We start from the raw sequence: 23524 nt of genomic DNA on the forward strand, positions 1-23524 counted from the left end.
GAAATATTTTATTAAACGATTGCTGTATGTTTGAATTCGATAATCCTATGATTGAGAGAGCATGGCATAAATTCGACCAATCGCATACTATTAGATCCTACGCTTGCAGGCAAAAGTCATCGCGTCGCGAATTTGATACTGATCGCTGCCTTCGCAGTCAGGCCCGGGCTTGGGAGCAAATTGAGGTACTGCGTGTAACGCTTGTCGAACGCGTTCTGGAGGATGAAGTCGGCCCGGATGCGATCGTTGACCGTGTATGAGGCGAAAAGGTCGACGAGGCTGTAGCCTTTGGTCGCCAGGATCGTTGCGCCCGACGGCACGTTGAGGCGGCTGTCCACGAATGTCAGTCGGGTGCCGACCGTGAGGCTGTTCTCCAAAAAGCGTAAACCAAGCGTGGCACTAATCCGATCCGGCGGCACAGTCAGGAGCGTCTGGCGAGTGGATTTGTCGCGTCCCTCGGTATGCGTTGCCGCGAGCGACACGAAGCCACCGCCCCAGTCGTAAGCACCCTCCAACTCGACGCCCGAGAGTTCGGCTTGCGACACGTTGAGGTACTGGAACGAGCGTACCGGGATGACGCAGGGGAAACGCCCGGGCCGGGCAGCGCAGATTGAGGCCGGGATCCCCGCTATCGCAGGGACAAAATAGGTTGGACCGACCGCAGAGATGTTGATAAAGTTGTCGACGTTGTTATTGAAGATATTTGCTTTCGCGCGAAACGTATCACCCGCTTTCAGAACGTCATTGTACTTGATGTTGACGCCGCCTTCAACGTTGTGTGCAATCTCCGGCCTAAGATTTGGGTTCGGCAGAATGTTGAAGGCTGGAAAGGGGTGGATACCCTGGACGAGGGTCTCAGTGATCGAGGGCGCTCGATACCCCTCTGCGTATGTGCCGTAGAACTCGACGCCGGGAATCGGGGAGACCCCGACGGTTATCTTTGGCGAGACGCGATCGCCACTGGAGCGGTAAGTGCCGCCCGACAAGTCGTAATGGTCATAGCGTAACGCGCCGACTACGCGCAGCCAGGTGGCGTAGCGCACCTCGTCCTGGATGAAGGCACCGGCTAGCGTACGCTCGCCAGAGGGCGTGAAAGCCGATCCGAAGCCGCCGGCAATGTCAGTGGTCCTCACCCGGTCGAACACCGCATCGCCGCCGATCGTCAAGGCGTGGCTGAGCGCCCAGGTATCAAAACGGGCGGTGTTGTAGACGTCGAAGCCCGTAGTCTCGATGTCGTAATTAATGCGGTTGCCGGCCCGGACGCCGAGATTGCCGTAGAGGCCGCTCGCGGTGTCGTTGAGGAAGGTCAGGTTGTTGTGGGTTGTTGAGTAGTAGCCCTTCGCATTAAAGTCGACGAGTGCCACGTCTGGCCGCGCGAAGCGGTAGCCGAGGGTGTAAGTGTCAGCCTGCACTGCGTTGTTGAAGCGCGCGCCGGCATTGCTCGTTCCGTTGTTGGTGAAGTCGAAATCCTGGATCAGAGCGGTGCCGCTGATCTCGTGGCCTTCGGCCGGTCGGATATTGAACTTGGCAAGGCCCGAAGTCAGTTCGTTGCCGGTGTCCCGCACGAGGTTGCCGAGGCCGTCGCGGTAGGGGGCGTTGTCGCGGTAGACGAACTGGCCGAACACGTCTGCGCCCGTGCCAATGCGGGCGCCGAGCGCTGTAGAGTTCAGAAACTTTTGGCCGTTGGTGCCAAAACTCCACTTCTGTACCGCACCCGCCGTCTCGTCGGGTCTAAGGATGTCATCGATTGAGCGAGTGCGGAAGCTGACCACGCCGCCGATCGCACCTGAGCCATAGATGGTTGCGGTCGGGCCACGCGTAATGTCAACGCCGCCGACCAGTTCCGGATCGAGGTAGAATACGCCGTTTGCGCTGTGACCCGAAGTCTGGAAATTCTGGCGCGCGCCGTCCACTAGCACGTTGACCCGCCCGAAATCCTGCAGTCCGCGGATGTTGATCGCCTGCGCCGGATCGTTCTGGTTTTCCTGCGTTGTCACGCCGGGCACATCGCGCAGAACCTCGGACAGGCGGCTCGGCTGCAGGCGCCGGATCTGCTCCCGGGTGACGACACTGGTGCCGGACAGAGCGTCGATTGCCGGCTCTTCCGTTTTGGTCGACGTCACCGTCAGGGTGTCGAGACTTACGGCTGTCGTCGATGCGGGTGGCGTAGGTACTGTCTGCGCTTGCGCGGCGGCCACCGAAAGTAGCGAGACGCCGGCCACTAGGCCGGATCGACAGGAAGAGAGGGCGCGCGACGAGGGCATGACGGCTTCCGCAGGGACAGGAGACAGCGAGGGCGGCTGGCTGGCTGGCGGAAGGCTGGCTGGCTGGCTGGCTGTAGGTCTGATGCGATCGTCCCGGCGGCACGGTCAACGACGTTGGCGCAACGCCAGTTTGGCTTCAGTCTAAGTCATTCCTATACGGAGATGAAATCGCTATAGACTAGGGTTTCTTCTAACGTGAGATGTTGCATCTCGGCAACACTAGCCTCAGCAGAATGAATAGCTACCAACTGTTCAAATCTAGAGAATCAGCCAACGTATCTGCGATATGGCTGCGACCCGCATTCGCGCGGGTATTGATCGGCGTTTCGGCAGGTCCCAGAGGCGAGGTCAGCGGCCACATCAGCGAGTACGAGCAGCGCGTCGCCGAGCAGCGCATAGCCCGGTAGCTTCCGCCAGCGCTTTGTGGTGCTGAGCGTGCGGCATCACCGGTCTAGGGCACTGATCACCCTCGACTTCACGTCGACGGGGACGAGGCGGCCGGACCTTTCATTTGGTCAGAATCAGTTTGTCATTGGCGGTGATGCGGAGACAGTAGCGCTCTCCTGCATGCAGAATGATTATCTCACGCTGGCCGCACATTAGGTCAACAGTGTCGATCTCTATTTTTGGATGCGTACTTTGACTGCCAACCGCGTCAGAATTTAGATCGGCACTCGATACAAATCGATCATCGGATTTTTTCATGCTAAACGTCTGCAATGACCGAGCTTTTGAATTATTCTACTGTGCGCGATTTGTTGCTGCCTTGGATTATATAGCCGAGTCCGTACAAGGCCGCAACATATCGACGCCGTACCTTCATAGTGTCCGAACGATGTTCGTTTCGGCATCGGCATCTAAGGTATTTGAGGGCTGCGACGGGGGTGAGGACGAACGACCGCTTCGAATAAACGTTTACGACGGTTCAGGCGGCTTACATGGAATGGATGCGGAACGTCCGCTTCCGGATCAAGAGCCAAAGTCCGGTTGCCATTCTTCTCGGACTGTGAGCGTTTGAGGGCGACAGCCCGGAGAGCTGCCGCGGCGATAGTCAGATATCGGTTTGCTCCAACATCACCAGCGCGTCGTCCGCCTCAATGTCGAGATAGGGTACCGTACTCTCAAGCTTCGTATGCCCCAGCAGCAGCTGGCAGGCGCGCAGGTTGCCCGTGCGCCGATAGATCAGCACCACTTTCGTCCGGCTTAAGCTGTGCGTGCCGTAGCCCGCCGGGTCGAGGCTGATCAACGTCACAGAATCGTCCACGAGCCGGCCATACTGGCGCGTCGTCAGATGTTCGCCCGGCCGGCGCAACTCGGGAACAGCCAATCGCTATCACGAAGCCCCCGCAGCTTCAGCCAGGCTGCCAGAGTCTCGCGGGTCGTCTCGGTCAGTTCGAATGGGACGGGCCGACCGGTCGTCTGCTGCACGATGGTGGTGCACAGGCGGACGCCGTCGCCAAGGTGGACGGCGGCCACGCGCAGGCGGACGAGGTCGCAGCCGCGCAGCTTGCTGTCGATGGCGGTGTTGAACAGGGCGAGGTTGCAGGTGCGGCTCTCGTGTTGCAGGCGGATGCGGATCGCCCAGATGTGCTTCGGCTTAAAGGGTGTCTGAGACCGACGAGGCGGCCGAGGCTCCACGGTCGACGGGTGGTTTCGATCGTCGAAGGCATGATGGTGCTCCGTTTGAGGAACCATCAGCATCACACCCCGACCGCAATCCGCCCACGCCGCAGCCGTGCGCCCGAAGACTCCTAACCGGAACTGGTTTGCCGGAAAGCAGACGTCCGAGGGCGCTGCTATGGATCAATTTTTCGCGTTGGCGGAGGCCTTCCCGGACTACGACGCGGATGTCGGCGGGATCCGGTACTTTCGACTGGACTGTCGCCGCCAACGGAGCGTGTGTGTTGACCGGCCCGACGCAGCCGCGGGCCGAGGCAGCGACGCGCACGGGGTGACGGTATGAGCGAGACGACCACGGGCCGGACGGATACGAGCGAGGCCGGCCTGAGCGTGACCGCGGCTCTGGCCGCCATCAGCGCCCGCCTGACCGAGGCCGCCGCCCTCGCCAAGGCCGCCCTGGTCTGCGCCCGTGCCGGCTCCGAGCGCGAGGCAGTGCGCATCGTCCTCGACCTCGACGTCCCCCTCAGCGAGGCCCGGACCCTGCACGGCGCCATCTGCCTCATCGGCCGCATCAACCGAAAGGCCGCCGAGACCTTCGCCCCCGGCGACTGACCGTCCGTTCGCGCGCGGCCGTCCCCATGCGGTCGCCACCAGTGGTCGTCCTCGCCTCACCCCGCCGGCCCATCGAAGGGCCGATCGCGGGGTCGGGCCGGTGGCGGAGCTCACCCGCCGCTACGGAGACGATCACCATGACCGCCACGAATGCTACCGCCACCGCCCCGACGACTGTCCCGCTGAACCGGACCGAGGCTGGCCTGCTGCAGGCCGCCGCAGCGGACGAGGGCCGACTGACGCCCCCCGCCGCGATGAAGCCTGCCACCCATGCGCGGCTACTCGGCCGTCTCCTGCGCGATGGCCTAGTGATCGCACCCGCCGAGGCGGGTGGCCCGCACCGCCTCACCCCCGCCGGATACCGGGCCGTCGGCCTCGCCCCGCCCAAGCCGCCGCGCGCTGCCAAGGTGGCTGCGGGTGCTCCTGCCGCCACACCGGCCGGTCCCGCCGGTACCGCGATCTCGAGCAAGAAGGCGCAGGTTCTGGCGCTGCTGAGGCGCGAGCAGGGGGCGACGCTCGCCGAGCTGACCGCGGCCACCGGCTGGCTGCCCCACACGACCCGCGCCGCGCTCTCGCGCATCCGCACCGGCGGCCAGGCACTGCTGAAGGCTGCCCGGCCAGACGACGCCATCGCCTACTGCATCCCCGCGCCAGTGATCCTGGCCGCCCCGCCCCGGGCGCGCAAGCCCCGGCGCACGCCGACGGCTGAGGCCGCTGTCGCGACTGCGGCGGCAGCCTGATGGGTGGGCAGCGCACGCCGGCCGCGGCGCAGACGGTGAGAGCGGGGGGCAGGGCGGAGGCCATCCCCGCTGCCGACCGGCTCGCCGCTGCGCTCGATGAACTCGCCGGCCTCGACGCCGCCGGCCTCGCCCGGCGCTGGCGGCGGCACTTCGGTTCCGCCGCCCCGCCCGGCCTCTCCCCCGCCCTGTGCGCTCGCATCCTCGCCCACCGCCTCCAGATCGGCGCGCTGGGCGACCTCGACCGCGACACCGCGCAGGTCCTCGGCCGTTTCATAGCTGGGCGGGGGGCGGGGGCTGAACGAGACAGGTCCGAGCCCGGCGCTGGGGCCAACTCGACCGCCATCGCGGTCCCAGTGCCGGATCGGCGCGGGCACACCCCTGGCGTGCAGCTCTCGCGCGAGTGGGGCGGGCGCATGCACACCGTCACCGTGCTCGAGGCCGGCTACGCCTGGGACGGGGCGACCTATCCCAGCCTGTCCCGTGTCGCCCACGCCATCACCGGCACCAAATGGAACGGCCCCCGCTTCTTCGGCCTGCGCGAGCGGGCCGAGAAGGCGATGGGGGGCGGGCGGGAGAGAGGTGAGCGGAGGGCCCCGGCGTGAGCGTCAAACCGCGGCGGTCGGCGAATGCCGCACAGCATCCCCCCTCGGGCGCCCGCCCGACGCTGCGTTGCGCGATCTACACGCGTGTCTCGACCGAGCAAGGGCTCGAGCAGGAGTTCAACTCGCTCGACAACCAGCGCGAGGCCGCCGAAGCCTACGTGAGGAGCCAGGCCCATGAGGGCTGGCGGCTCCTGCCCGAACGCTACGACGATGGCGGATACTCTGGCGGCACCCTCGAACGTCCCGCCCTCCAGCGCCTGCTCGACGCCGTGCGCGAGTGTCAGGTCGACGTCATCGTCGTGTACAAGGTCGACCGCCTTAGCCGCGCGCTGGCTGATTTCGCCAAGCTCGTCGAGCTGTTCGACGCGCACGGCACCTCGTTCGTGTCGGTGACCCAGGCGTTCAACACCACGACCAGCATGGGACGCCTCACCCTCAACGTCCTCCTCTCGTTCGCCCAGTTCGAGCGCGAGGTCACCGGCGAGCGCATCCGCGACAAGATCGCCGCGTCTAAGCGCAAGGGCATCTGGATGGGTGGCGTCGTGCCGTTGGGCTACCGCGTTGAGGCCCGAGCGCTGCACGTCGTCGAGGAGCAGGCCGAGGTCGTGCGCGCGATCTTCGCCCGCTATCGCGCTCTCGGCACGGTCAGCGCGCTGCACACCGAACTGGAGGCCACCGGCATTCGCGTGCCCGAACGCCGCGATGGCAAGGGCAAGTCGGTCGGGGGCGGGACGTTCACCCGCGGGCACCTGTACAAGATTCTCGCCAATCCGATCTACGTCGGCCGGCTCAGTCACCGAGGTCGCGTGCACGAGGGCCAGCACATAGGCCTCGTCGACCCGGCGATGTTCGACGCGGTGCAGGCGCAACTGTCGGCCAATCACCACACGCACACCGCCCGGCGGCGGGAGGGCGCGCATCTGCTCACCGGATGCATCCGGGACGAGCATGGCCAAGCGATGACCCCGAGCCACACGGCCAAGGGTGGGCGGCGCTACCGGTACTACGTCAGCCGGCCGGCGGTCCGGGGGCTGCCGGCCTGCGCGGTCCGGCGCATCGCCGCCCACGCGCTCGAGGCCAGCGTGGTCCAGGCGCTGCGCGCGACGCTTCTCTCGACTGGCGCGTCCACATCGCCATCCGCTCCGGTATTCGAGATCCTCAGCGACGCCGAGGTGATCGCGACCCACCTCGCGCGGGTGACGGTCCATCCTGACTCGCTGTTGATCGAGCTGGTCGATGGGGACGGGCGTGATCCGATCCGCATCCCTTGGTCGCCCACGGGGCATCGTCGGCGCCGGGAAATCGTCGTGCCCCCGGGCGTGGAGCGCGATGGCTTGCGGCCGATGAAGGTCGAGGACCGCGCTCGCATCCTCACGGCCATCGCCCGCAGCCGCGCCTGGGTCGACGATCTCGTTGCGGCGCGTGCGGCGAGTACTGCGGCCATCGCACTGCACGAGGGCTGCAGCGAGCGCGCGGTGCGGATGATGTTGCCGGTCGCCCATCTTGCCCCGCGGATCGTTCGGGCCATCGTCGACGGTCGCCTGCCGCGTGGCATCGGCGTCCGGCATCTGGCCGGATTGCCGGCATCCTGGGCGGAGCAGGAGCGCGCCCTGGGCTTGTGAGCGCATCGCCGCGCCACCGCATCGACGCGCGCCGGGTCCATCACCGGGCGATCCAATCCCCTGCCGTCTGAGCCGAACTTCAGCGCTACCAACCTTGCGTCGTCGGCACCCGCTCGCGTTCGCATCGCCGTGCGCTCGCAGCGAACGACCTATGCATCGATCATCGAATCAAGTGCGCGGAAACGGGTTTGGTAGCAGCGGAGACGGCGGCCTCGTTCAGGCACTTATCCGTGGCCTGACGGGGTGGAGGCTGATAATTCGTCGTGGAGACGCGGCTAAACCTCGGACGCCGCGGCGTTTTTCGTCTCGACCACCAGACACGCAGTTTCCAAAAACTGCCTGGTGGAGCTGAGGGGATTCGAACCCCTGACCTCCGCAGTGCGATTGCGGCGCTCTCCCATCTGAGCTACAGCCCCGTCGAGGCGCCGGCCTTGTAGGCGCGGGCGGCTCGGCCTGTCAATTCCCTGTTTCAACGTCGCCCGCCGCGCGCCGCTCCGGCGCTCGGGTGCGGGCGCCCCGAAGGATACGCGCGGACCCGCATGAACGCCCTGATCTGGCTCTTCGACACGGTCGTCCAGCTTTTCATCTACGTCCTCATCGCAAGCGCGGTTCTCAGCTGGCTGGTGGCGTTCAACGTGGTGAACGTGCGCAACCCGATCGTCGCGCAGATCGGCGAAGTGCTCTACCGGCTGACCGAGCCGGTGCTGCGGCCGATCCGCAACCTGCTGCCCAATCTCGGCGGCGTCGACATCTCGCCGATCATCCTGATCCTGCTGCTGCTGTTCATCAGCCGCCTGCTGCACGAGTACGCCGTGCCCGCCACCTACGTTTACGCGCAGTAGGACCGCCCGCCCGTGAAGACGAATCCCGGCCGCTTCTTCGAGGATTTCCGCCTCGGCGAGACCATCCGCCACGCCACCCCGCGCACCGTGACGGTGGGCGACGTGGCGCTGTACACGGGCCTCTACGGGCCGCGCTTCGCCGTGCAGTCGTCGGACGCCTTCGCCCGTGCCATCGGCTACCCGAAGAGCCCGCTCGACGACCTGCTCACCTTCCACATGGTGTTCGGCAAGACCGTCCCGGACGTCTCCCTCAACGCGCTGGCCAATCTGGGCTACGCCGAGGGCGGGTTCCGGCGGCCGGTCTACCCGGGCGAGACGGTCTCCACGGTGTCGGAGGTGATCGGCCTCAAGGAGAGCTCGAACCGGCAGACCGGCGTGGTCTATGTCCGCTCGGTGGGCTCCGACGAGCGCGGCGAGACCGTGCTGAGCTACTGCCGCTGGGTGCTCGTGCGCAAGCGCGACCCCGAGGCGGCGATCGCCGAGGAGCACGTGCCGAGCCTCGCCAAGGTGGTCGACCCGCAGGACCTCGCGGGCGCCCTGCCGAAGCTCTCGGCCGCCGCCTACGACACCGACCTCGCCGGCAGCCCGCACCGCTTCGCGGATTACGCGGTCGGTGAGAAGATCGACCACGTCGACGGCATGACCGTCGAGGAGGCCGAGCACCAGATCGCCACGCGCCTGTTCCAGAACACCGCCAAGGTGCATTTCGACGGGCTGGCCGCCAAGGACACCCGCTTCGGCCGGCGCCTGATCTACGGCGGCCACGTGATCTCGCTGGCGCGGGCGCTGAGCTTCAACGGGCTCGGCAACGCCTTCGCCCTCGCGGGCATCAATGCCGGCCGCCACGTGGCGCCGCTGTTCTCCGGCGACACGGTCTATGCCTGGAGCGAGGTGCTGGCGACCGCCGATGTCGGCCGCGACGACGTCGGCCTCCTGCGCCTGCGCACGGTCGCCACCAAGAACCAGCCCTGCGGCGCCTTCCCGGACCGCGCCGGCGACGGCTACGACCCGGCGGTGATCCTCGACCTCGACTACTGGGCGTTCGTGCCGAGATAGGCGCCCGCACCCCGGCGCCGCCGCGAGGCGGTGCCGGCGGGGCGCCTCAGCGGATCCCGCCGCCGACCACGCCCGCCTCGACCGCCAGCGAGAGGCGGTCCGTGACCGCCCACTCGACGCCCACGCCGGCGACCGGCCGCACCGCGATATCCTGGCGCGTGAACGGCAGCGACCCCGGGGTCGGCCCGGCGCGCAGCGTCTGGTGCAGGGCCAGGGCGCCGGTCTTGGCGTAGACCAGCACGTCCGGCGCGACGAGGGTGCCGACCTTCACCTCCAGGGACCCGGCGAAGTCGTTGGAATAGGCGAGGCGCCCGTAGCCCGGCGTGAGGTTGCCGCCGAGGCCGGCCAGATAATCGAACCCGCCGCTGATGCCGTAGAGGATCGGGCCCTCCTGCCACATCCGGCCGCCCTCGAACCCGATGGTCGGTCCCGAATAGCTGCCGAGATGCCGGGACGTGCTGACCGCGTAGCCGGTCGACAGGCGGGCGTAGGAGCCGGTCCAGCGGCCGTACGCGTCCTCGGGCATCTGCGGCCACGCGAAGGAGGGCAGCGGCGCGAAGCCGATGGACGGCCAGAACAGCGCCTGGGCGGCGGCGGGGCCGGCCGGGAGCCAGCAGGCCCCGAGCACGAGGCCGGCCGCGAGGCGGCGGAACGGACGGGAATCGGCGCGCCTGCTCATGCCGTCATCCTACCCGAAGGCGTCGGGTCGCGACAGGCTTGGCCGTGGCCGCCCGCGGGATCGTGCGCGCCCTGTCCGCCGGCCGCCGGCCGGATGGCCGCGGCGGCGGGTAAGCGATCGCCGCGGGGCCCGGCGCTCAGATTTTTCCGTCGAGACCCATCTGGTAGTACTTGTGGGTGATCTTGTCCTGGTTCTCGAGGAGCCAGTCGATCGAGGGCTCGTTGGTCATGGCTTTGCGGATGGCCTCGGTCATGCCCTTGCGCTGGATGTCGAACAGGGCCTTGTGGTCGACGTGCTGGGCGTCGATGACGCCGGGGCTGAGCCAGACCGAGCAGATGATGCCGAGGTCGTTGGCCTTGTGCTTCGGGATGTAGCCGGCGCGCACGGCGTCGAGGACGCCGTTGGCGATGGCGAACTGGACGGTGCCCATCAGGATCGAGGTGTACTTGCTCTCGGTGACGCTGACCTTGGACACGCACAGGGTGACCGGGCGGACCATGATGTCGGTGTTGAGCAGGGCGAAGACGCGGCTGTGGCCGACGACCTGATCGCCGGTCAGCGTGGCCAGGGCGGTGCCGACCGGCCCGTCGAGCTCGCCGATGATGACCTCGGGCTCGGAGGCGGTGTTGGGCGGTCCGCCCGCGACCAGGGCCTCACCGGCCCGCAGGATGATGCGCTCGTTCATGCTGTCCCTCGTCAAGGTCGGGCGATCCGGCTCTGCCCGACGGCGCGGCTCCTATCACCGGCCCGCCGCGCCTGTCGACGCGGGCGCGGCTCGAGGCTGCCCTGAGACGCAGGGGGAGGGCGGCGGCCGTCGCCGCCACCCGCCCGGTCAGTCGCGCACGACGACCTTGGTGCCGACGCGGACCCGGTCGTAGAGGTCGACCACGTCCTTGTTGGTCATGCGGATGCAGCCGGACGAGACCGCCGCGCCCATCGTCTCGGGCTCGTTCGAGCCGTGGATGCGGTAGAGCGAGGAGCCGAGATAGAGGGCGCGGGCGCCCAGCGGGTTGTCCTGGCCGCCGGCCATGTAGCGCGGCAGGTCGGGGCGGCGGGCCAGCATCTGCTGCGGCGGGCGCCAGTCCGGCCATTCCTTCTTCATGGTGACGGTCTTGGTACCGGACCACGAGAAGCCCTGCCGCCCGACGCCCACGCCGTAGCGGACCGCCGCGCCGCCGCCGAGCACGTAGTAGAGCCGGCGCTGGCGGGTCGAGACCACGATGGTGCCGGGCTTCTCCTTGCCGGTCCACGCCACCGTCTCGCGCGGGATCGCCTGGCTGCGGAAGATGTTCAGGAAGTCCGCGATCGGCCCCCTGTCCAGCGGGTTGGCGGCCGCCGCCGGGGCGCTCCCGAGCAGCAGGCCCGCGAGCCCGAGTAGCGCGATCCGTCTCGACATGGTCTTCCGTCCTCCGTTCGTCGCGGCGCGGGTTCTCGCGGACCTTCGCGGACCTTGGCAGACCTCGGTCGCTCCCGGATCGGGCCGGCGCGAAACCCCTGCGCGCATCGGGCGAGCCGGCCCGGACTTCACGGCAAGGTTGAGGCCAGGCCGCCGGCTTGGACACTTCCGGGCGTAGATGTGTGCTGCGCGCAACACTGGGCGGGTGGCGCGACGCTGTGGGTGATTGCGCGCGGCGACAGCTATGCTTATCTCGGATCCGTGATCCGATCCGCCGCCCTTCTGGCCCGCCGCGTCGCGGGCCTGCCGGACCGCCTCGCCCGGGGCCTCGCCGCGCTGGTGCTGCTCGTCCTCGCGACGGCCGCGCTGGCGGCCGTGCCCGCGCGGGCCGAGACCGCGCGGGCGGCGGGCCCGGCCTGCGCCGTCGCGAGCCCGCGCCTGACAATCCTGTCCGGCGCGCCCGATGCGCAGCCCGAGACCAAGCGGTCGGTGTTCGGCCGCACCGATCTCTGCGCCGCCGACAGCGAGATCCTCACCGAACTCGGGCTGCCGCGTCCGCCGGTCGACGCGCCGCGCCCCCGCCACACGGTCTCCGCGTCGTTCGATTACAGGTCCGACAGCGTGCCGGCCTCCGCGCCGGACGGTTCGCCGCACCGGCCTCCACGTCGGGCCTGACGCGCGCGCCGGTCTCGCGGCCGGCACGAAGGCGCGCCTGTTTCGATCTTCGTCCGACCGGCTTCGTGACCGGTCCCGGGATCTGACTCGACGATGCGCGGGCCCATGCTCCGCGCCAGCCTCAGCAGACGCATGCTTTCAGGAGCGTCGGTAATCGTGACCCGCACTTTGTCCACCAGAACCCTGTCGTCCGCCCGCGCCTCGACCCGCGCGACTGCCCTCCTGCCCGCGGCCCTGCTCCTGCTGGGCGTCGCCGCCTGCAACCCGAAGCAGGTCGCCGCCCCGACCCCGCCGGTGCCGGAAGTCGGGTTCGTCAAGGTGGAGCCCCAGGCGATCCCGTACCTGCGCGACCTGCCGGGCCGCGTCGCGCCGATGCGCATTGCCGAGGTCCGCGCCCGGGTGTCCGGCCTCGTGGTCAAGCGGCTGTTCGAGCAGGGCAGCATGGTCAAGGAAGGGGACATCCTCTACAAGATCGACCCGGCGCCCTACGAGGTCGAACTCGCCAGCGCCGAGGCGGCCCTCGCCCGCCAGGAGGCAGCCCTGGTGCTCGCCCGCCAGCAGGCCGACCGGCTGGAGCAGCTGCTCTCCCGCGCCACGGCCAGCCAGGCGCAGTTCGACGCGGCCTTCGCGGCCAAGAAGCAGGCGGAGGCCGAGGTCGCCGGCGCCAAGGCGAGCCGCCAGAAGGCGCAGCTCAACCTCGATTGGACCGACGTGCGCGCGCCGATCACCGGCCGCATCGGTCGGGCGCTGCTCACCGAGGGCACGCTGATCGAGCCGGGCGCCATGGGAGCGCTCGCCACGATCCAGCAGCTCGACCCGATCTACGTCGACATCACCCAGTCGGTCGGCGAACTGAACCGCCTGCGCCGGGATCTCGCCAGCGGCGAGCTGGCGCGGCTGGAGGACAACACCGCCAACGTCCACCTGATCATGGACGACAATTCGCTCTACCCGCTGGCCGGCCGGCTGCTGTTCTCGGACGTCACCGCCGACCCGAGCACCGGGCAGGTGACCCTGCGTGTGCAGTTCCCCAACCCGCACGACGAACTCTTCCCGGGCATGTACGTCCGGGCGCGGATCAAGCAGGGCATCGATTCCGACGCGATCGCGGTGCCGCAGCAGGCGATCCAGCGCACCGACGACGGCCGCGCCGAGGTCTGGGTGGTGCGCGGCGACGAGACCGTCATGCGCCAGCCCGTCGAGGTCGGGCCGGTGGTCGGGCAGAACTGGCTGATCCGCTCGGGGCTGAAGGCCGGCGAGCGCGTCGTGATCGACGGGTTCCAGAAGATCACCGTCGGCGCCAAGGTGAAGCCCCTCGACCAGACCCCGGTGCACGGCGAGACCGGCCCGAAGCACGACACCGACGAGGCGCCCGACGCGCCCGGCGACAAGGCGGAGGTCGCGCCGCGGGCCGCCGCCGTCCAGCAGCGCCACTGAGCCGGGGAGAGCCCGATCATGGCACGCTTCTTCATCGACCGCCCGGTCTTCGCCTGGGTGGTGGCCCTGTTCATCTGCCTGGGCGGCGCCCTGGCGATCCCGAACCTGCCGGTGGCGCAGTATCCGGTGATCGCTCCGCCCTCCATCGCCCTGTCCACGGCCTATCCGGGGGCGTCGGTGGAGAGCCTCTACATCGGCACGACCCGGCTCATCGAGGATGAGCTCAACGGCGCCGCCAACATCATGAGCTTCGAGTCGACCACCGACTCGTTCGGCTCGGTCAACATCACCGCCACCTTCCAGCCGGGCACCGACCCGTCGCTCGCCTCGGTCGAGGTGCAGAACCGGCTGAAGCGCGTGGAAGCGCGCCTGCCGGCCGAGGTGCGCCAGCAGGGCATCCTGGTCGAGGAGGCCTCGGCCGCGACCCTCAACATCATCACCCTCGTCTCCAAGGACGGGTCGATGGACGAGGTGGGTCTCGGCGACTTCCTGATCCGCAACGTGATCAACGAGATCCGCCGCATCCCCGGCGTCGGCCGCGCGACGCTCTACTCCACGGAGCGGTCGCTGCGCGTCTGGGTCGATCCCGACAAGCTGCGCGGCCTCTCGCTCAGCGCCTCGGACGTCACCGACGCGATCCGCAACCAGAACGTCCAGGTCGCGTCCGGCTCGGTCGGCGCGCAGCCGAGCCCGACCCGGCAGTCGCTCACCGTGCCGATCATCGTGAAGGGGCAGCTCGGCACGATCGAGGATTTCGGCGCCGTCGTGCTGCGGGCCAATTCCGACGGCTCGAACGTGCGCCTGCGCGACGTCGCCCGGATCGAGCTCGGCGGCGACGCCTACCAGTTCTCCACGCGCCTGAACGGCGGCCCGGCCGCCGGCATCTCGGTGACGCTGGCCCCCGACGGCAACGCGCTGGAGACCGCCAAGGCCATCCGCGCCAAGATGGTGGAGCTGTCCCAGTTCTTCCCGCCGGACCTGAAGTGGGACATCCCGTACGACATCACCCCGGCGGTGGAGGCCTCCATCGAGAAGGTGCTGCACACGCTGGTCGAGGCGGTGGTGCTGGTCTTCCTCGTGATGTTCCTGTTCCTGCAGAACATCCGCTACACCCTGATCCCCACCATCGTGGTGCCGATCGCCCTCATGGGCACGGTCACGGTGATGTGGATCTCGGGCTTCTCGGTGAACGTGCTCACCATGTTCGGCATGGTGCTGGCCATCGGCATCCTGGTCGACGACGCCATCGTGGTGGTGGAGAACGTCGAGCGGATCATGAACGAGGAGGGTCTGCCGCCCAAGGAGGCCACCAAGAAGGCCATGGGGCAGATCACCGGGGCGATCATCGGCATTACCCTGGTGCTGATCGCCGTGTTCATCCCGATGGCGTTCTTCCCCGGCTCGGTCGGCATCATCTACCGGCAGTTCTCGATCGCGATGGTGACCTCCATCGCCTTCTCGGCGCTGCTCGCCCTGTCGCTGACGCCGGCGCTCTGCGCGACCTTCCTGAAGCCGATCGAGAAGGGGCACGGCCACGCCAAGGGCGGCGTGTTCGGGATGTTCAACCGCTTCGTCGATCGCGAGACCGCCCGCTACGGCCGCGGCACCGCGGCGTTCATCCGGAAGTCCGGCCGGGTGATGCTGGTCTACCTCGCGCTCGTGGCGGGCACGGCCTACGCCTTCGTGCAGTTGCCGGAGGGCTTCCTGCCGGTGGAGGACCAGGGCTTCTTCACGGTCGACATCCAGACGCCGCCCGGCGCCTCCTACAACCGCACCCAGGAGGCGGTCCGCAAGGTCGAGGAGCACCTGCTGGCGCAGCCCGGCGTCGCCACCGTGACGATGCTCAACGGCTTCTCGTTCTCGGGCCAGGCCCCGAGCACCAGTCAGGCCTTCGTGACCCTGAAGCCCTGGTCGGAGCGCGACGCCAAGAACTCGGCCGCCGCGCTGGTGGCCGGCACCAACGCGGCGCTCGCCAGCTACCGCGACGCCACGGTGGACGCCCAGGAGCCGCCGCCGGTCGACAACCTCGGCAACGCGGCGGGCTTCTCGTTCCGCCTGCAGGACCGGGCCAACCGCGGCTACGCGGCCCTGCTGTCGGCCCAGGAGCAGCTCCTGAAGCTCGCGCAGCAGAGCCCGATCCTCCAGAAGGTGAAGATCGAGGGCCTGCCGCCGACCCCGCAGGCGGAGCTGGTGATCGACCGCGAGAAGGCGGCCGCGCTCGGCGTGAAGTTCGAGGACATCAACGCCACGATCCAGCTCAACCTCGGCTCGGTCTACCCGAACGACTTCCCCAACCGGGGCAAGATGCAGCGCGTCTACGTGCAGGCCGAGCAGCTGCAGCGCATGAGCGCGGCGGACATCCTCAACTACGCGGTGAAGAACGCCACCAACACGATGGTGCCGATGTCGTCCTTCGCGGAGCTGAAATGGAGCATGGGGCCGAGCCAGATCGTCGGCTTCAACGGCTACCAGTCGGTGCGCTTCACCGGCGAGCCGAACCCCGGCTACACGTCGGGCGACGCCATCGCCGAGATGGAGCGGCTGATGCTGCAGCTGCCCAAGGGCTTCGGCTATGCCTGGACGGGCCAGTCCTACCAGGAGAAGCAGGCGGGCAGCCAGGCGAGCCTGCTGCTGGCCCTGTCGGTGCTGATCGTGTTCCTGTGCCTTGCCGCGCTCTACGAGAGCTGGGCGATCCCGGTCTCGGTGATGCTGGTGATCCCGCTCGGCGTCATCGGCGCGGTGGCGGCCGTGTACCTGCGCGGCATGCCCAACGACGTGTACTTCAAGATCGGGTTGATCACGATCATCGGCCTCTCGGCCAAGAACGCGATCCTGATCGTGGAGTTCGCCAAGGACCTGTGGAAGCCCGGCACCTCCGTGGTGCGGGCCGCGGTCGAGGCGGCGACGCTCCGGTTCCGGCCGATCGTGATGACCTCGTTGGCCTTCATCTTCGGCGTGGTGCCCCTGGCCATCGCCACCGGCGCCGCCTCGAAGAGCCAGCAGGCGATCGGCACCGGCGTGATGGGCGGCATGATCACCGCGACCGTGCTGGCGGTGTTCTTCGTGCCGGTCTTCTTCGTCGTCGTCATGCGCCTGTTCCGGCGCAAGGCGGTGGCGGAGGGCGAGGCGGCCGAGGCGGAGACGCGGCGCGAGCCCGCGCGGGTGGCGGCCGAGTAGGCCGGCGTCGCCCGCGCGCTCCGTCATCACGAGCGGAGCGACGTGACCCAGGGCAGCGCGACGTCGCGAGGCGTGGCGCCGCCCTGGATGGCTTCGCTGCGCTCGCAAAGACGGGGCGTGTCGAAGCTGGCGATCGGAACCGGGGAAAACGCGCTTTGGAACGCGAGTAATGTCACTCAGCCGCGACAGGCTCGGCCCTCGTCTTGTATACAGATGGTCCGATGCTTGCTGACGCCGCGGTGGACGCCGCCGGGGCAGCCGGCCGGTGGCGCATTCACGGTCTCGGAGATCCGCTTGTCCCGCTCAGCCCTGAAGACCCTCGCCCGCGGCGTGGCCGCGAGCACGGTCGCGACGTTCGCGTTCGCCGCGCTGCCCGCGCAGGCCGCCAACGTCTTCCGCTTCGCCTTCCAGGGTGACCTGAAATCCCTCGACCCGTACTCCCTCAAGGAGAGTTTCACGGAAGGGATGCAGCAGGCGGCCTACGAGTCCCTCGTCACCCTCGACAAGAACCTGAAATTCGCCCCCGGGCTGGCCGAATCCTGGGAGACGCCCGAGCCGACCCGCTGGCGCTTCCACCTGCGCAAGAACGTCAAGTTCCACGACGGCTCGCCGTTCACCGCCGACGACGTGATCTTCTCCGCCCAGCGCGTCCGCGCCCCGGGCTCGAACTTCACCACCAACGTGCCCGCCGACGCCGAGTTCGTGAAGGTCGACGACTACACCGTCGACATGGTGCTGAAGAAGCCGAACCCCATCGCCATCGCCCAGTTCCCGACCTGGGTGATCATGTCGAAGGCGTGGTCCGAGAAGAACGGCGTCGTCCAGCCGACGCCGCCCAGCGCCACCAGCCCGAGCTACGCCACCCTGCACGAGAACGGCACCGGCCCGTTCGTGATCACCGAGCACCAGCCCGGCGTGAGGACGGTGTTCAAGAAGTTCGACGGCTACTGGGGCAAGGTCGAGTCGAACCTCGACGAGGCGATCCTCACCACCATCGCCAACCCGGCGACCCGCGTCGCCGCGCTGCTCTCCGGCGAGGTCGACTGGATCGACCCGGTGCCGCTGCAGGACCAGCAGCGGGTCAACGCCAGCGGCACCGCCACCGTGATGGCCGGGCCCGAGCTGCGCACGATCTTCCTCGGCATGGACCAGGACCGGGACGAGCTGAAGGACTCGAGCGTCAAGGGCAAGAACCCGTTCAAGGACATCAAGGTGCGCGAGGCCTTCTACCTCGCCATCGACGAGGACACGATCGCCAAGCGCGTCATGCGCGGGCAGGCGGTGCCCTCCGCGCTGATGATCGCCCCGGCCCTCTACGACCGCGGCGCCGAGTTCAAGCGCCCGGCCACCGACCTCAAGAAGGCCAAGGAGCTGATGGCCCAGGCGGGCTACCCGGACGGGTTCTCGCTGACCATGGACTGCCCCAACGACCGCTACGTCAACGACGAGGCGATCTGTCAGGCGGTGGTCTCGATGCTGGCCCGCATCAACGTCAAGGTGAACCTCAACGCCCAGCCGAAGGCCAAGTACTTCGCCAAGGTGCTGGCACCGGCCTACGACACCTCGTTCTACCTGCTCGGCTGGACCCCGTCCTCGCTCGACAGCCACAACATCCTCTACGAGATCGTCGGCTGCCGGAAGCCCGGCGACAAGTCGGGCCGGGGCAGCTGGAACCTCGCCGGCTACTGCGACCCGAAGATCGACGCGATCGCCGACAAGGTCGAGGGCGAGACCGACAAGACCAAGCGCGACGCCCTGATCAAGGAGGGCTTCGACGTCCTCAACACCGACTGGGGCTACATCCCGCTGCACCAGCAGGCTCTGGCCTGGGGCGTCTCCAAGAAGGTCCACCTGACCCAGCGCGCCGACAACCTGCTCCTGCTCTACTGGGTGTCGAAGGACCCGCAGTAGGGGCCGCGGCGTGCTCGCCTTCCTGCTGCGGCGGGTGATCCAGGCGGCCGCGGTCCTCGCGGTCGTCGGGCTCATCGCCTTCGCGATGTTCCGGTTCGCGGGCGACCCCGTGAACCAGATCGTCGGCCCCGACACCACCGTGGCCGAGCGGGCCCAGATCCGGACGGATCTCGGCCTCGACGACCCGGTTCTGGTCCAGTTCGTCCGCTACGCCGGCAACGTGGTGCGGGGCCGGTTCGGCATCTCGTACCAGTTCCGGCAGCCGGTCTCGCAGCTCTTGGCCGAGCGCATGCCGGCGACGCTGGAGCTCGCCTTCTGCGCCACGGTCTTCGCCCTCGTGGTGGGGATCCTGATGGGCGTGTACTGCGCGCTGCGCCGCGACTCCTGGCTCGCCGGGCTGTTCCAGGCGGTCTCGCTGATCGGGATCAGCCTGCCGACCTTCCTGATCGGCATCCTGCTGATCTACCTGTTCTCGGTGACGCTCGGCTGGCTGCCCTCCTACGGGCGCGGCGACACCGTGCGGCTCGGCTGGTGGACCACCGGATTCCTGACCGCCTCCGGGCTCAAGGCGCTGATCCTGCCCTCGGTGACGCTCGGCCTGTTCCAGATGACGCTGATCATGCGGCTGGTCCGCGCCGAGATGCTGGAGGTGCTGCGCACCGACTACATCCGCTTCGCCCGGGCGCGGGGGCTCACCACGCGCGCCGTCCACCTGCGGCACGCGCTGAAGAACACGCTGGTGCCGGTGATCACCATCGCGGGGCTGCAGCTCGGCTCGGTCATCGCCTTCTCGATCATCACCGAGACGGTGTTCCAGTGGCCCGGCATGGGCCTGCTCTTCGTCCAGGCCGTGCAGAACGTCGATATCCCGATCATGTCCGCGTACCTGCTGCTCGTCGCCCTGATCTTCGTGACCATCAACCTCGTGGTCGACATCCTCTACACGGTGGTGGACCCGCGCCTGCGGCTGCCCGCCGGGCGGACGGCGTGAGGTCGGACATGATGGACTCCTCCGCCTGGCCACCCCGTCATCGCGAGCGAAGCGAAGCGACCCAGGGCAGCGCGCGTCCGGTCGGCGTGGCTCTGCTGGATTGCTTCGCTGCGCTCGCAAAGACGGCGGCTGCCGCACCGAAGCGTTCAACTGGACATGGCGTGAGGGGCGGCCGATGAGCGGGTACGACCTCGACGCGGGCGACGCCCCGCCGGTCCCGCTGCCGGAGGCGAAGCCCTCGCGGCTCGCGCGCTGGCGCGACTCCGACCTGCTGGCGAACTTCCTGCGCTCGAAAACCGCTGTGGCGGCGCTGATCGCCACGCTGCTGATGGTCGGGCTCGCCTTCGCGTCCCCGTGGATCGCCCCGCAGAACCCCTACGACCCGGCCCAGCTCGACCTGATCAACTCCAACCTGCCGCCGATCTGGCAGGCGGACGGACAGGCGCCCTACTATCTCGGCACCGACGACCAGGGCCGGGACGTGCTCTCGGCGGTGCTGTACGGCCTGCGCCTGTCGCTGATCGTCGGCGTGCTCGGGGTGCTGACCTCCGGGATCCTCGGCATCGCGCTCGGCCTGATCGCCGGCTACGCCGGCGGCTTCCTCGACACGCTGATCATGCGGGTCGCCGACGTGCAACTCACCTTCCCGGCGATCCTGATCGCCCTGGTGGTGGACGGCGTCGCCAAGGCGAGCTTCGGCAGCGCCCTCGACGTCGGGCCGCTGATCGGGCTGATCGTGGTCTCGATCGGCCTGTCCTTCTGGGTGCAGTACGCCCGGACCGTGCGCTCCTCCGTGATGGTCGAGAAGGGCAAGGACTACGTCCAGGCGGCGCGGCTGATCGGCCTGTCGCCGCCGGTGATCATGGTCCGCCACGTCCTGCCGAACGTCACAGGCCCGGTCTTCGTGATCGCGACGATCAACCTCGCGCTCGCGATCATCACCGAGGCGACGCTGTCGTTCCTCGGCACGGGCCTGCCCGAGACCATGCCGTCGCTCGGCACGCTGATCCGCACCGGCAACCGGTTCCTGTTCTCCGGCGAGTGGTGGATCGTCGCCTTCCCGGGGCTGGCGCTCGCCGGGCTCGTCATCGCCATCAACCTCCTGGGGGATTGGCTGCGCGACGCGCTCAATCCGAAGCTGCAATGATCGGGCATCGTCATCGCGGGCGCAGCGAAGCGACCCAGGGCAGCGCGACCCCGGTGAGCGCGGCGCCGCTGGATTGCTTCGCTGTGCTCGCAGGGACGGGGGCGCCCGTTCGACGCCCGGTTGCCACCGGAGCCCGCACGCCATGACCGACACCATCCTCTCCGTGCGCGACCTCACGGTCGCCTTCGACACCCGCCGCGGGTCGCTCACCGCCATCGACCGGGTCTCGTTCGACATCGGCCGCGGCGAGATCCTGGGCGTGGTCGGCGAGTCCGGGGCCGGCAAGTCGGTGACCGGCTCGGCGGTGATCGGGCTGATCGACCGGCCCGGCCGGATCGCCGGCGGCGAGATCCGCCTGCGCGGCGAGCGCATCGACAACCTCTCCCCCGAGGCGATGCGGCGGGTGCGCGGCAAGCGCATCGGCATGATCTTCCAGGATCCGCTGACCTCGCTCGACCCGCTGTTCCGGGTCGGCGACCAGATCGTCGAGACCCTGCGCACCCACACCGACCTGTCCGCGAAGGCCGCCCGCACCCGCGCCATCGACCTGCTCGCCGAGGTCGGCATCCCGGCGCCCGAGCGGCGCATCGACGGCTACCCGCACGAATTCTCCGGCGGCATGCGCCAGCGGGTGGTGATCGCCCTCGCGCTCGCGGCCGAGCCCGAGCTGATCATCGCCGACGAGCCGACGACTGCCCTCGACGTCTCGGTCCAGGCCCAGATCATCACGCTGCTCAAGCGCCTGTGCCGCGAGCACGGCACCGCGGTGATGCTGGTGACCCACGACATGGGCGTCATCGCCGAGGCCGCCGACCGGGTGGCGGTGATGTATGCCGGGCGGGTGGCCGAGATCGGCCCGGTCGCCTCGGTGATCGCCAAGCCCCACCACCCCTACGCGGTCGGCCTGATGGGCGCGATCCCGACCCTGTCGCAGGAGGCCGACCGGCTCAGCCAGATTCCCGGATCGATGCCGCGGCTCACCGCCATCCCGAAGGGCTGCGCCTTCAACCCGCGCTGCCCGAAGGTTTTTTCGAGATGCCGCGTCGAGCGCCCGGAGCCGATCCCGGTCGATGCGAGCCGAGTGGCCTGTCACCTGTACGATGCAGCGGAGCGCGCAGCGTGAGCGCCTACGTCGAAGTCACCGACCTGCGCCGCCGGTTCGACGTCTCGAAGCCCTGGCTCAACCGGGTGATCGAGCGCGAACCCCGGAAATTCCTCACGGCGGTCGACCGGGTCGGCTTCGCGATCGAGAAGGGCGAGACCTTCGCGATCGTCGGCGAATCCGGCTCCGGCAAGTCGACGGTGGCCCGGATGGTGGTCGGCCTGCTGCCGCCCACCGCCGGCGAGGTGCGGATCACCGGCGTCTCGATGACCGACCCGCGCCAGGCCGCGGCGCGGCGGCGCCTGCGCGCGCGCATCCAGATGATCTTCCAGGACCCCTACGCGTCCATGAACCCGCGCTGGCGGGTGGGGAAGATCATCGCCGAGCCGATCCGGGCCTTCGACCTGATCCAGGGGGAGGGGGCGATCCGCGCCCGGGTCGGCGAACTCCTCGGCCTCGTCGGTCTCCACGCGGACGACGCTCGAAAATACCCGCACGAATTCTCAGGCGGGCAGCGCCAGCGGGTGGCGATCGCCCGGGCGTTGGCGAGCCAGGCCGAGTTCCTGGTGGGCGACGAGCCGACCTCGGCGCTCGACGTCTCGGTGCAGGCCCAGATCCTCAACCTGATGCGCGACCTGCAGGACCGGCTGGGGCTCACCTACCTGTTCATCTCCCACAACCTCGCCGTGGTCCGCCACATGGCGACCCGGGTGGGCGTGATGTATCTCGGCCGCCTCGTGGAGGTCGCGTCCGCCAGGGACCTGTTCGCGACGCCGCGCCATCCCTACACGCGGATGCTCCTCGACGCGGTGCCCGACCTCGCCCATGTCGGCCGCGCCCGGGTGCCGGTCTCCGGCGAGATCCCGAACCCGATCGACCCGCCGCCCGGCTGCACCTTCAACCCGCGCTGCCCGCTCGCCAACGACCGCTGCCGGACCGAGGTGCCGGCGCTCCTCGACGGCGTCGCCTGCCACGCCGTGCAGGAAGGGCGGGCCTGACAAGCGGGCCTGGGCGGCTGCCCCGGCCTGCCGTTGCGCTCGGCCTGCGCAGGCGCTATGGGCCGTCCCCGATGGGGATGGAGTTCCCCGAAACCGCCCGTCAGGGCTGATGACTCCTACCGCGAAACCGGCGGTGGGAGTGCGTCTTGCAAGCACCCGCCGCGACGGCGGGTTTCTCATGCCCGCCCGACGCACTGGAGCGCGCATGTCCTTCACCACCTGCATCCTGGTCATGATCGGCGGTGCCCTCGGCACCCTGGCCCGCTACGTCGTCTCGGTGCTGGCGCTGCCCATCAGCCGCGACCTGCCCTGGGGCACGATCCTCATCAACGTGACGGGCTCGTTCATCATCGGCCTGTTCGGCACGCTGACCCTGGCGCATGGGCGCTTCCCGGTCTCCGAGAACGTCCGCCTGTTCGTGATGATCGGGCTGTGCGGCGGCTACACGACCTTCTCGTCGTTCAGCCTCCAGACCCTCGACCTCATGCGGAACGGCGCGGTGGTCCGGGCCATGGTCAACGTGTTCGCCTCGGTGGTGCTCTGCGTCCTCGCGGTCGCGCTGGGCCACGTCGTGGCGGCCCACTGGAACGGCGGCGCCGTGCAGATCGCCCAGGTCAGCATCGAGGAGGACGGCTGACCGGGCGGCGGCCGCC

The 23524-nt window shown here is 68.7% G+C and carries 20 protein-coding genes, 1 tRNA gene, 1 pseudogene and 1 riboswitch; of the genes and pseudogenes, 15 read left to right on the top strand and 7 right to left on the bottom strand.

Features of this window, described 5'->3' with window-relative positions; translation table 11 throughout:
- Positions 1–116: 116 nt before the first annotated feature.
- The 3 genes and pseudogenes from LOK46_RS24520 to LOK46_RS24530 all read right to left on the bottom strand — a co-directional run bounded on the left by LOK46_RS24520 (position 117) and on the right by LOK46_RS24530 (position 3934).
- Positions 117–2264 carry a TonB-dependent hemoglobin/transferrin/lactoferrin family receptor gene (locus LOK46_RS24520; RefSeq protein WP_273560972.1) on the bottom strand — a complete coding sequence of 716 codons (2148 nt, stop codon included), beginning with the start codon at positions 2262–2264 and terminating at the stop codon, positions 117–119.
- A 507-nt stretch (positions 2265–2771) separates the two neighbouring features.
- Positions 2772–2969 carry a hemin uptake protein HemP gene (gene hemP, locus LOK46_RS32870; protein ID WP_337251953.1) on the bottom strand — a complete coding sequence of 66 codons (198 nt, stop codon included), beginning with the start codon at positions 2967–2969 and terminating at the stop codon, positions 2772–2774.
- A 346-nt stretch (positions 2970–3315) separates the two neighbouring features.
- Positions 3316–3934, bottom strand: a pseudogene (locus LOK46_RS24530) (tyrosine-type recombinase/integrase).
- A gap of 289 nt (positions 3935–4223) precedes the next feature.
- Here LOK46_RS24530 and LOK46_RS24535 point away from each other — a divergent pair.
- The 4 genes from LOK46_RS24535 to LOK46_RS24550 all read left to right on the top strand — a co-directional run bounded on the left by LOK46_RS24535 (position 4224) and on the right by LOK46_RS24550 (position 7460).
- Positions 4224–4496, top strand: a complete 273-nt coding sequence (locus LOK46_RS24535) for a hypothetical protein (protein WP_273560973.1) — start codon at positions 4224–4226, stop codon at positions 4494–4496.
- 137 nt (positions 4497–4633) lie between these two features.
- Positions 4634–5236, top strand: coding sequence for a DUF3489 domain-containing protein (locus LOK46_RS24540; protein ID WP_273560974.1), 603 nt, complete (start codon positions 4634–4636; stop codon positions 5234–5236).
- Positions 5236–5838 carry a DUF2924 domain-containing protein gene (locus tag LOK46_RS24545; RefSeq protein ID WP_273560975.1) on the top strand — a complete coding sequence of 201 codons (603 nt, stop codon included), beginning with the start codon at positions 5236–5238 and terminating at the stop codon, positions 5836–5838. Before LOK46_RS24540 ends, LOK46_RS24545 begins: the two co-directional genes overlap by 1 nt.
- On the top strand, positions 5835–7460 hold the full coding sequence (locus LOK46_RS24550) for a recombinase family protein (RefSeq protein WP_273560976.1): 1626 nt from the start codon (positions 5835–5837) through the stop codon (positions 7458–7460). The genes LOK46_RS24545 and LOK46_RS24550 overlap by 4 nt, the downstream gene beginning before the upstream one ends.
- A gap of 340 nt (positions 7461–7800) precedes the next feature.
- On the opposite strand, the gene LOK46_RS24555 is transcribed toward LOK46_RS24550, so the two are convergent.
- A tRNA-Ala gene (locus LOK46_RS24555) sits at positions 7801–7876 on the bottom strand.
- A 123-nt stretch (positions 7877–7999) separates the two neighbouring features.
- Here LOK46_RS24555 and LOK46_RS24560 point away from each other — a divergent pair.
- Together LOK46_RS24560 and LOK46_RS24565 are read left to right on the top strand one after the other, a co-directional pair.
- Positions 8000–8302: a YggT family protein gene (locus tag LOK46_RS24560; protein WP_010684838.1), complete on the top strand. Its 303-nt coding sequence runs from the start codon at positions 8000–8002 to the stop codon at positions 8300–8302.
- 12 nt (positions 8303–8314) lie between these two features.
- Entirely contained in the window at positions 8315–9358 is a 1044-nt protein-coding gene (locus LOK46_RS24565) for a MaoC family dehydratase (protein ID WP_273560977.1), read from the top strand.
- Positions 9359–9404: 46 nt separating this feature from the next.
- On the opposite strand, the gene LOK46_RS24570 is transcribed toward LOK46_RS24565, so the two are convergent.
- From LOK46_RS24570 to LOK46_RS24580, 3 genes are all read right to left on the bottom strand, one after another.
- Positions 9405–10037, bottom strand: a complete 633-nt coding sequence (locus tag LOK46_RS24570) for an outer membrane protein (RefSeq protein ID WP_273560978.1) — start codon at positions 10035–10037, stop codon at positions 9405–9407.
- A gap of 136 nt (positions 10038–10173) precedes the next feature.
- Positions 10174–10722, bottom strand: coding sequence for a formaldehyde-activating enzyme (locus LOK46_RS24575; RefSeq protein WP_273560979.1), 549 nt, complete (start codon positions 10720–10722; stop codon positions 10174–10176).
- A gap of 147 nt (positions 10723–10869) precedes the next feature.
- Positions 10870–11433 carry a L,D-transpeptidase gene (locus LOK46_RS24580; protein ID WP_012321389.1) on the bottom strand — a complete coding sequence of 188 codons (564 nt, stop codon included), beginning with the start codon at positions 11431–11433 and terminating at the stop codon, positions 10870–10872.
- Positions 11434–11694: 261 nt separating this feature from the next.
- Here LOK46_RS24580 and LOK46_RS24585 point away from each other — a divergent pair, with 261 nt between their 5' ends.
- The 9 genes from LOK46_RS24585 (at position 11695) to crcB (ending at position 23508) form a co-directional block, all read left to right on the top strand.
- Positions 11695–12108 (top strand): hypothetical protein, encoded by a 414-nt coding sequence (locus LOK46_RS24585; protein ID WP_273560980.1) that lies wholly within the window; start codon positions 11695–11697, stop codon positions 12106–12108.
- A gap of 156 nt (positions 12109–12264) precedes the next feature.
- A complete protein-coding gene (locus LOK46_RS24590; RefSeq protein ID WP_443192841.1) occupies positions 12265–13545 on the top strand; it encodes an efflux RND transporter periplasmic adaptor subunit in 1281 nt (426 codons plus the stop codon).
- 18 nt (positions 13546–13563) lie between these two features.
- On the top strand, positions 13564–16722 hold the full coding sequence (locus LOK46_RS24595) for a multidrug efflux RND transporter permease subunit (RefSeq protein WP_273560982.1): 3159 nt from the start codon (positions 13564–13566) through the stop codon (positions 16720–16722).
- Positions 16723–17016: 294 nt separating this feature from the next.
- Positions 17017–18633 carry an ABC transporter substrate-binding protein gene (locus tag LOK46_RS24600; RefSeq protein WP_273560983.1) on the top strand — a complete coding sequence of 539 codons (1617 nt, stop codon included), beginning with the start codon at positions 17017–17019 and terminating at the stop codon, positions 18631–18633.
- A gap of 10 nt (positions 18634–18643) precedes the next feature.
- Positions 18644–19624, top strand: coding sequence for an ABC transporter permease (locus LOK46_RS24605; RefSeq protein WP_273560984.1), 981 nt, complete (start codon positions 18644–18646; stop codon positions 19622–19624).
- Between the two features lie 175 nt (positions 19625–19799).
- Entirely contained in the window at positions 19800–20771 is a 972-nt protein-coding gene (locus LOK46_RS24610; RefSeq protein WP_273560985.1) for an ABC transporter permease, read from the top strand.
- A 142-nt stretch (positions 20772–20913) separates the two neighbouring features.
- Positions 20914–21894 (top strand): ABC transporter ATP-binding protein, encoded by a 981-nt coding sequence (locus tag LOK46_RS24615; RefSeq protein ID WP_273560986.1) that lies wholly within the window; start codon positions 20914–20916, stop codon positions 21892–21894.
- Positions 21891–22871: an ABC transporter ATP-binding protein gene (locus LOK46_RS24620; RefSeq protein WP_273560987.1), complete on the top strand. Its 981-nt coding sequence runs from the start codon at positions 21891–21893 to the stop codon at positions 22869–22871. Before LOK46_RS24615 ends, LOK46_RS24620 begins: the two co-directional genes overlap by 4 nt.
- A 64-nt stretch (positions 22872–22935) precedes the next feature.
- Positions 22936–22997: riboswitch (Fluoride riboswitch) on the top strand.
- Positions 22998–23076: 79 nt separating this feature from the next.
- Entirely contained in the window at positions 23077–23508 is a 432-nt protein-coding gene (crcB, locus tag LOK46_RS24625; protein ID WP_020091338.1) for a fluoride efflux transporter CrcB, read from the top strand.
- Positions 23509–23524: the final 16 nt, after the last annotated feature.

Origin of the sequence: Methylobacterium sp. NMS14P, from assembly GCF_028583545.1 — a bacterium.
Taxonomy (GTDB): domain Bacteria; phylum Pseudomonadota; class Alphaproteobacteria; order Rhizobiales; family Beijerinckiaceae; genus Methylobacterium.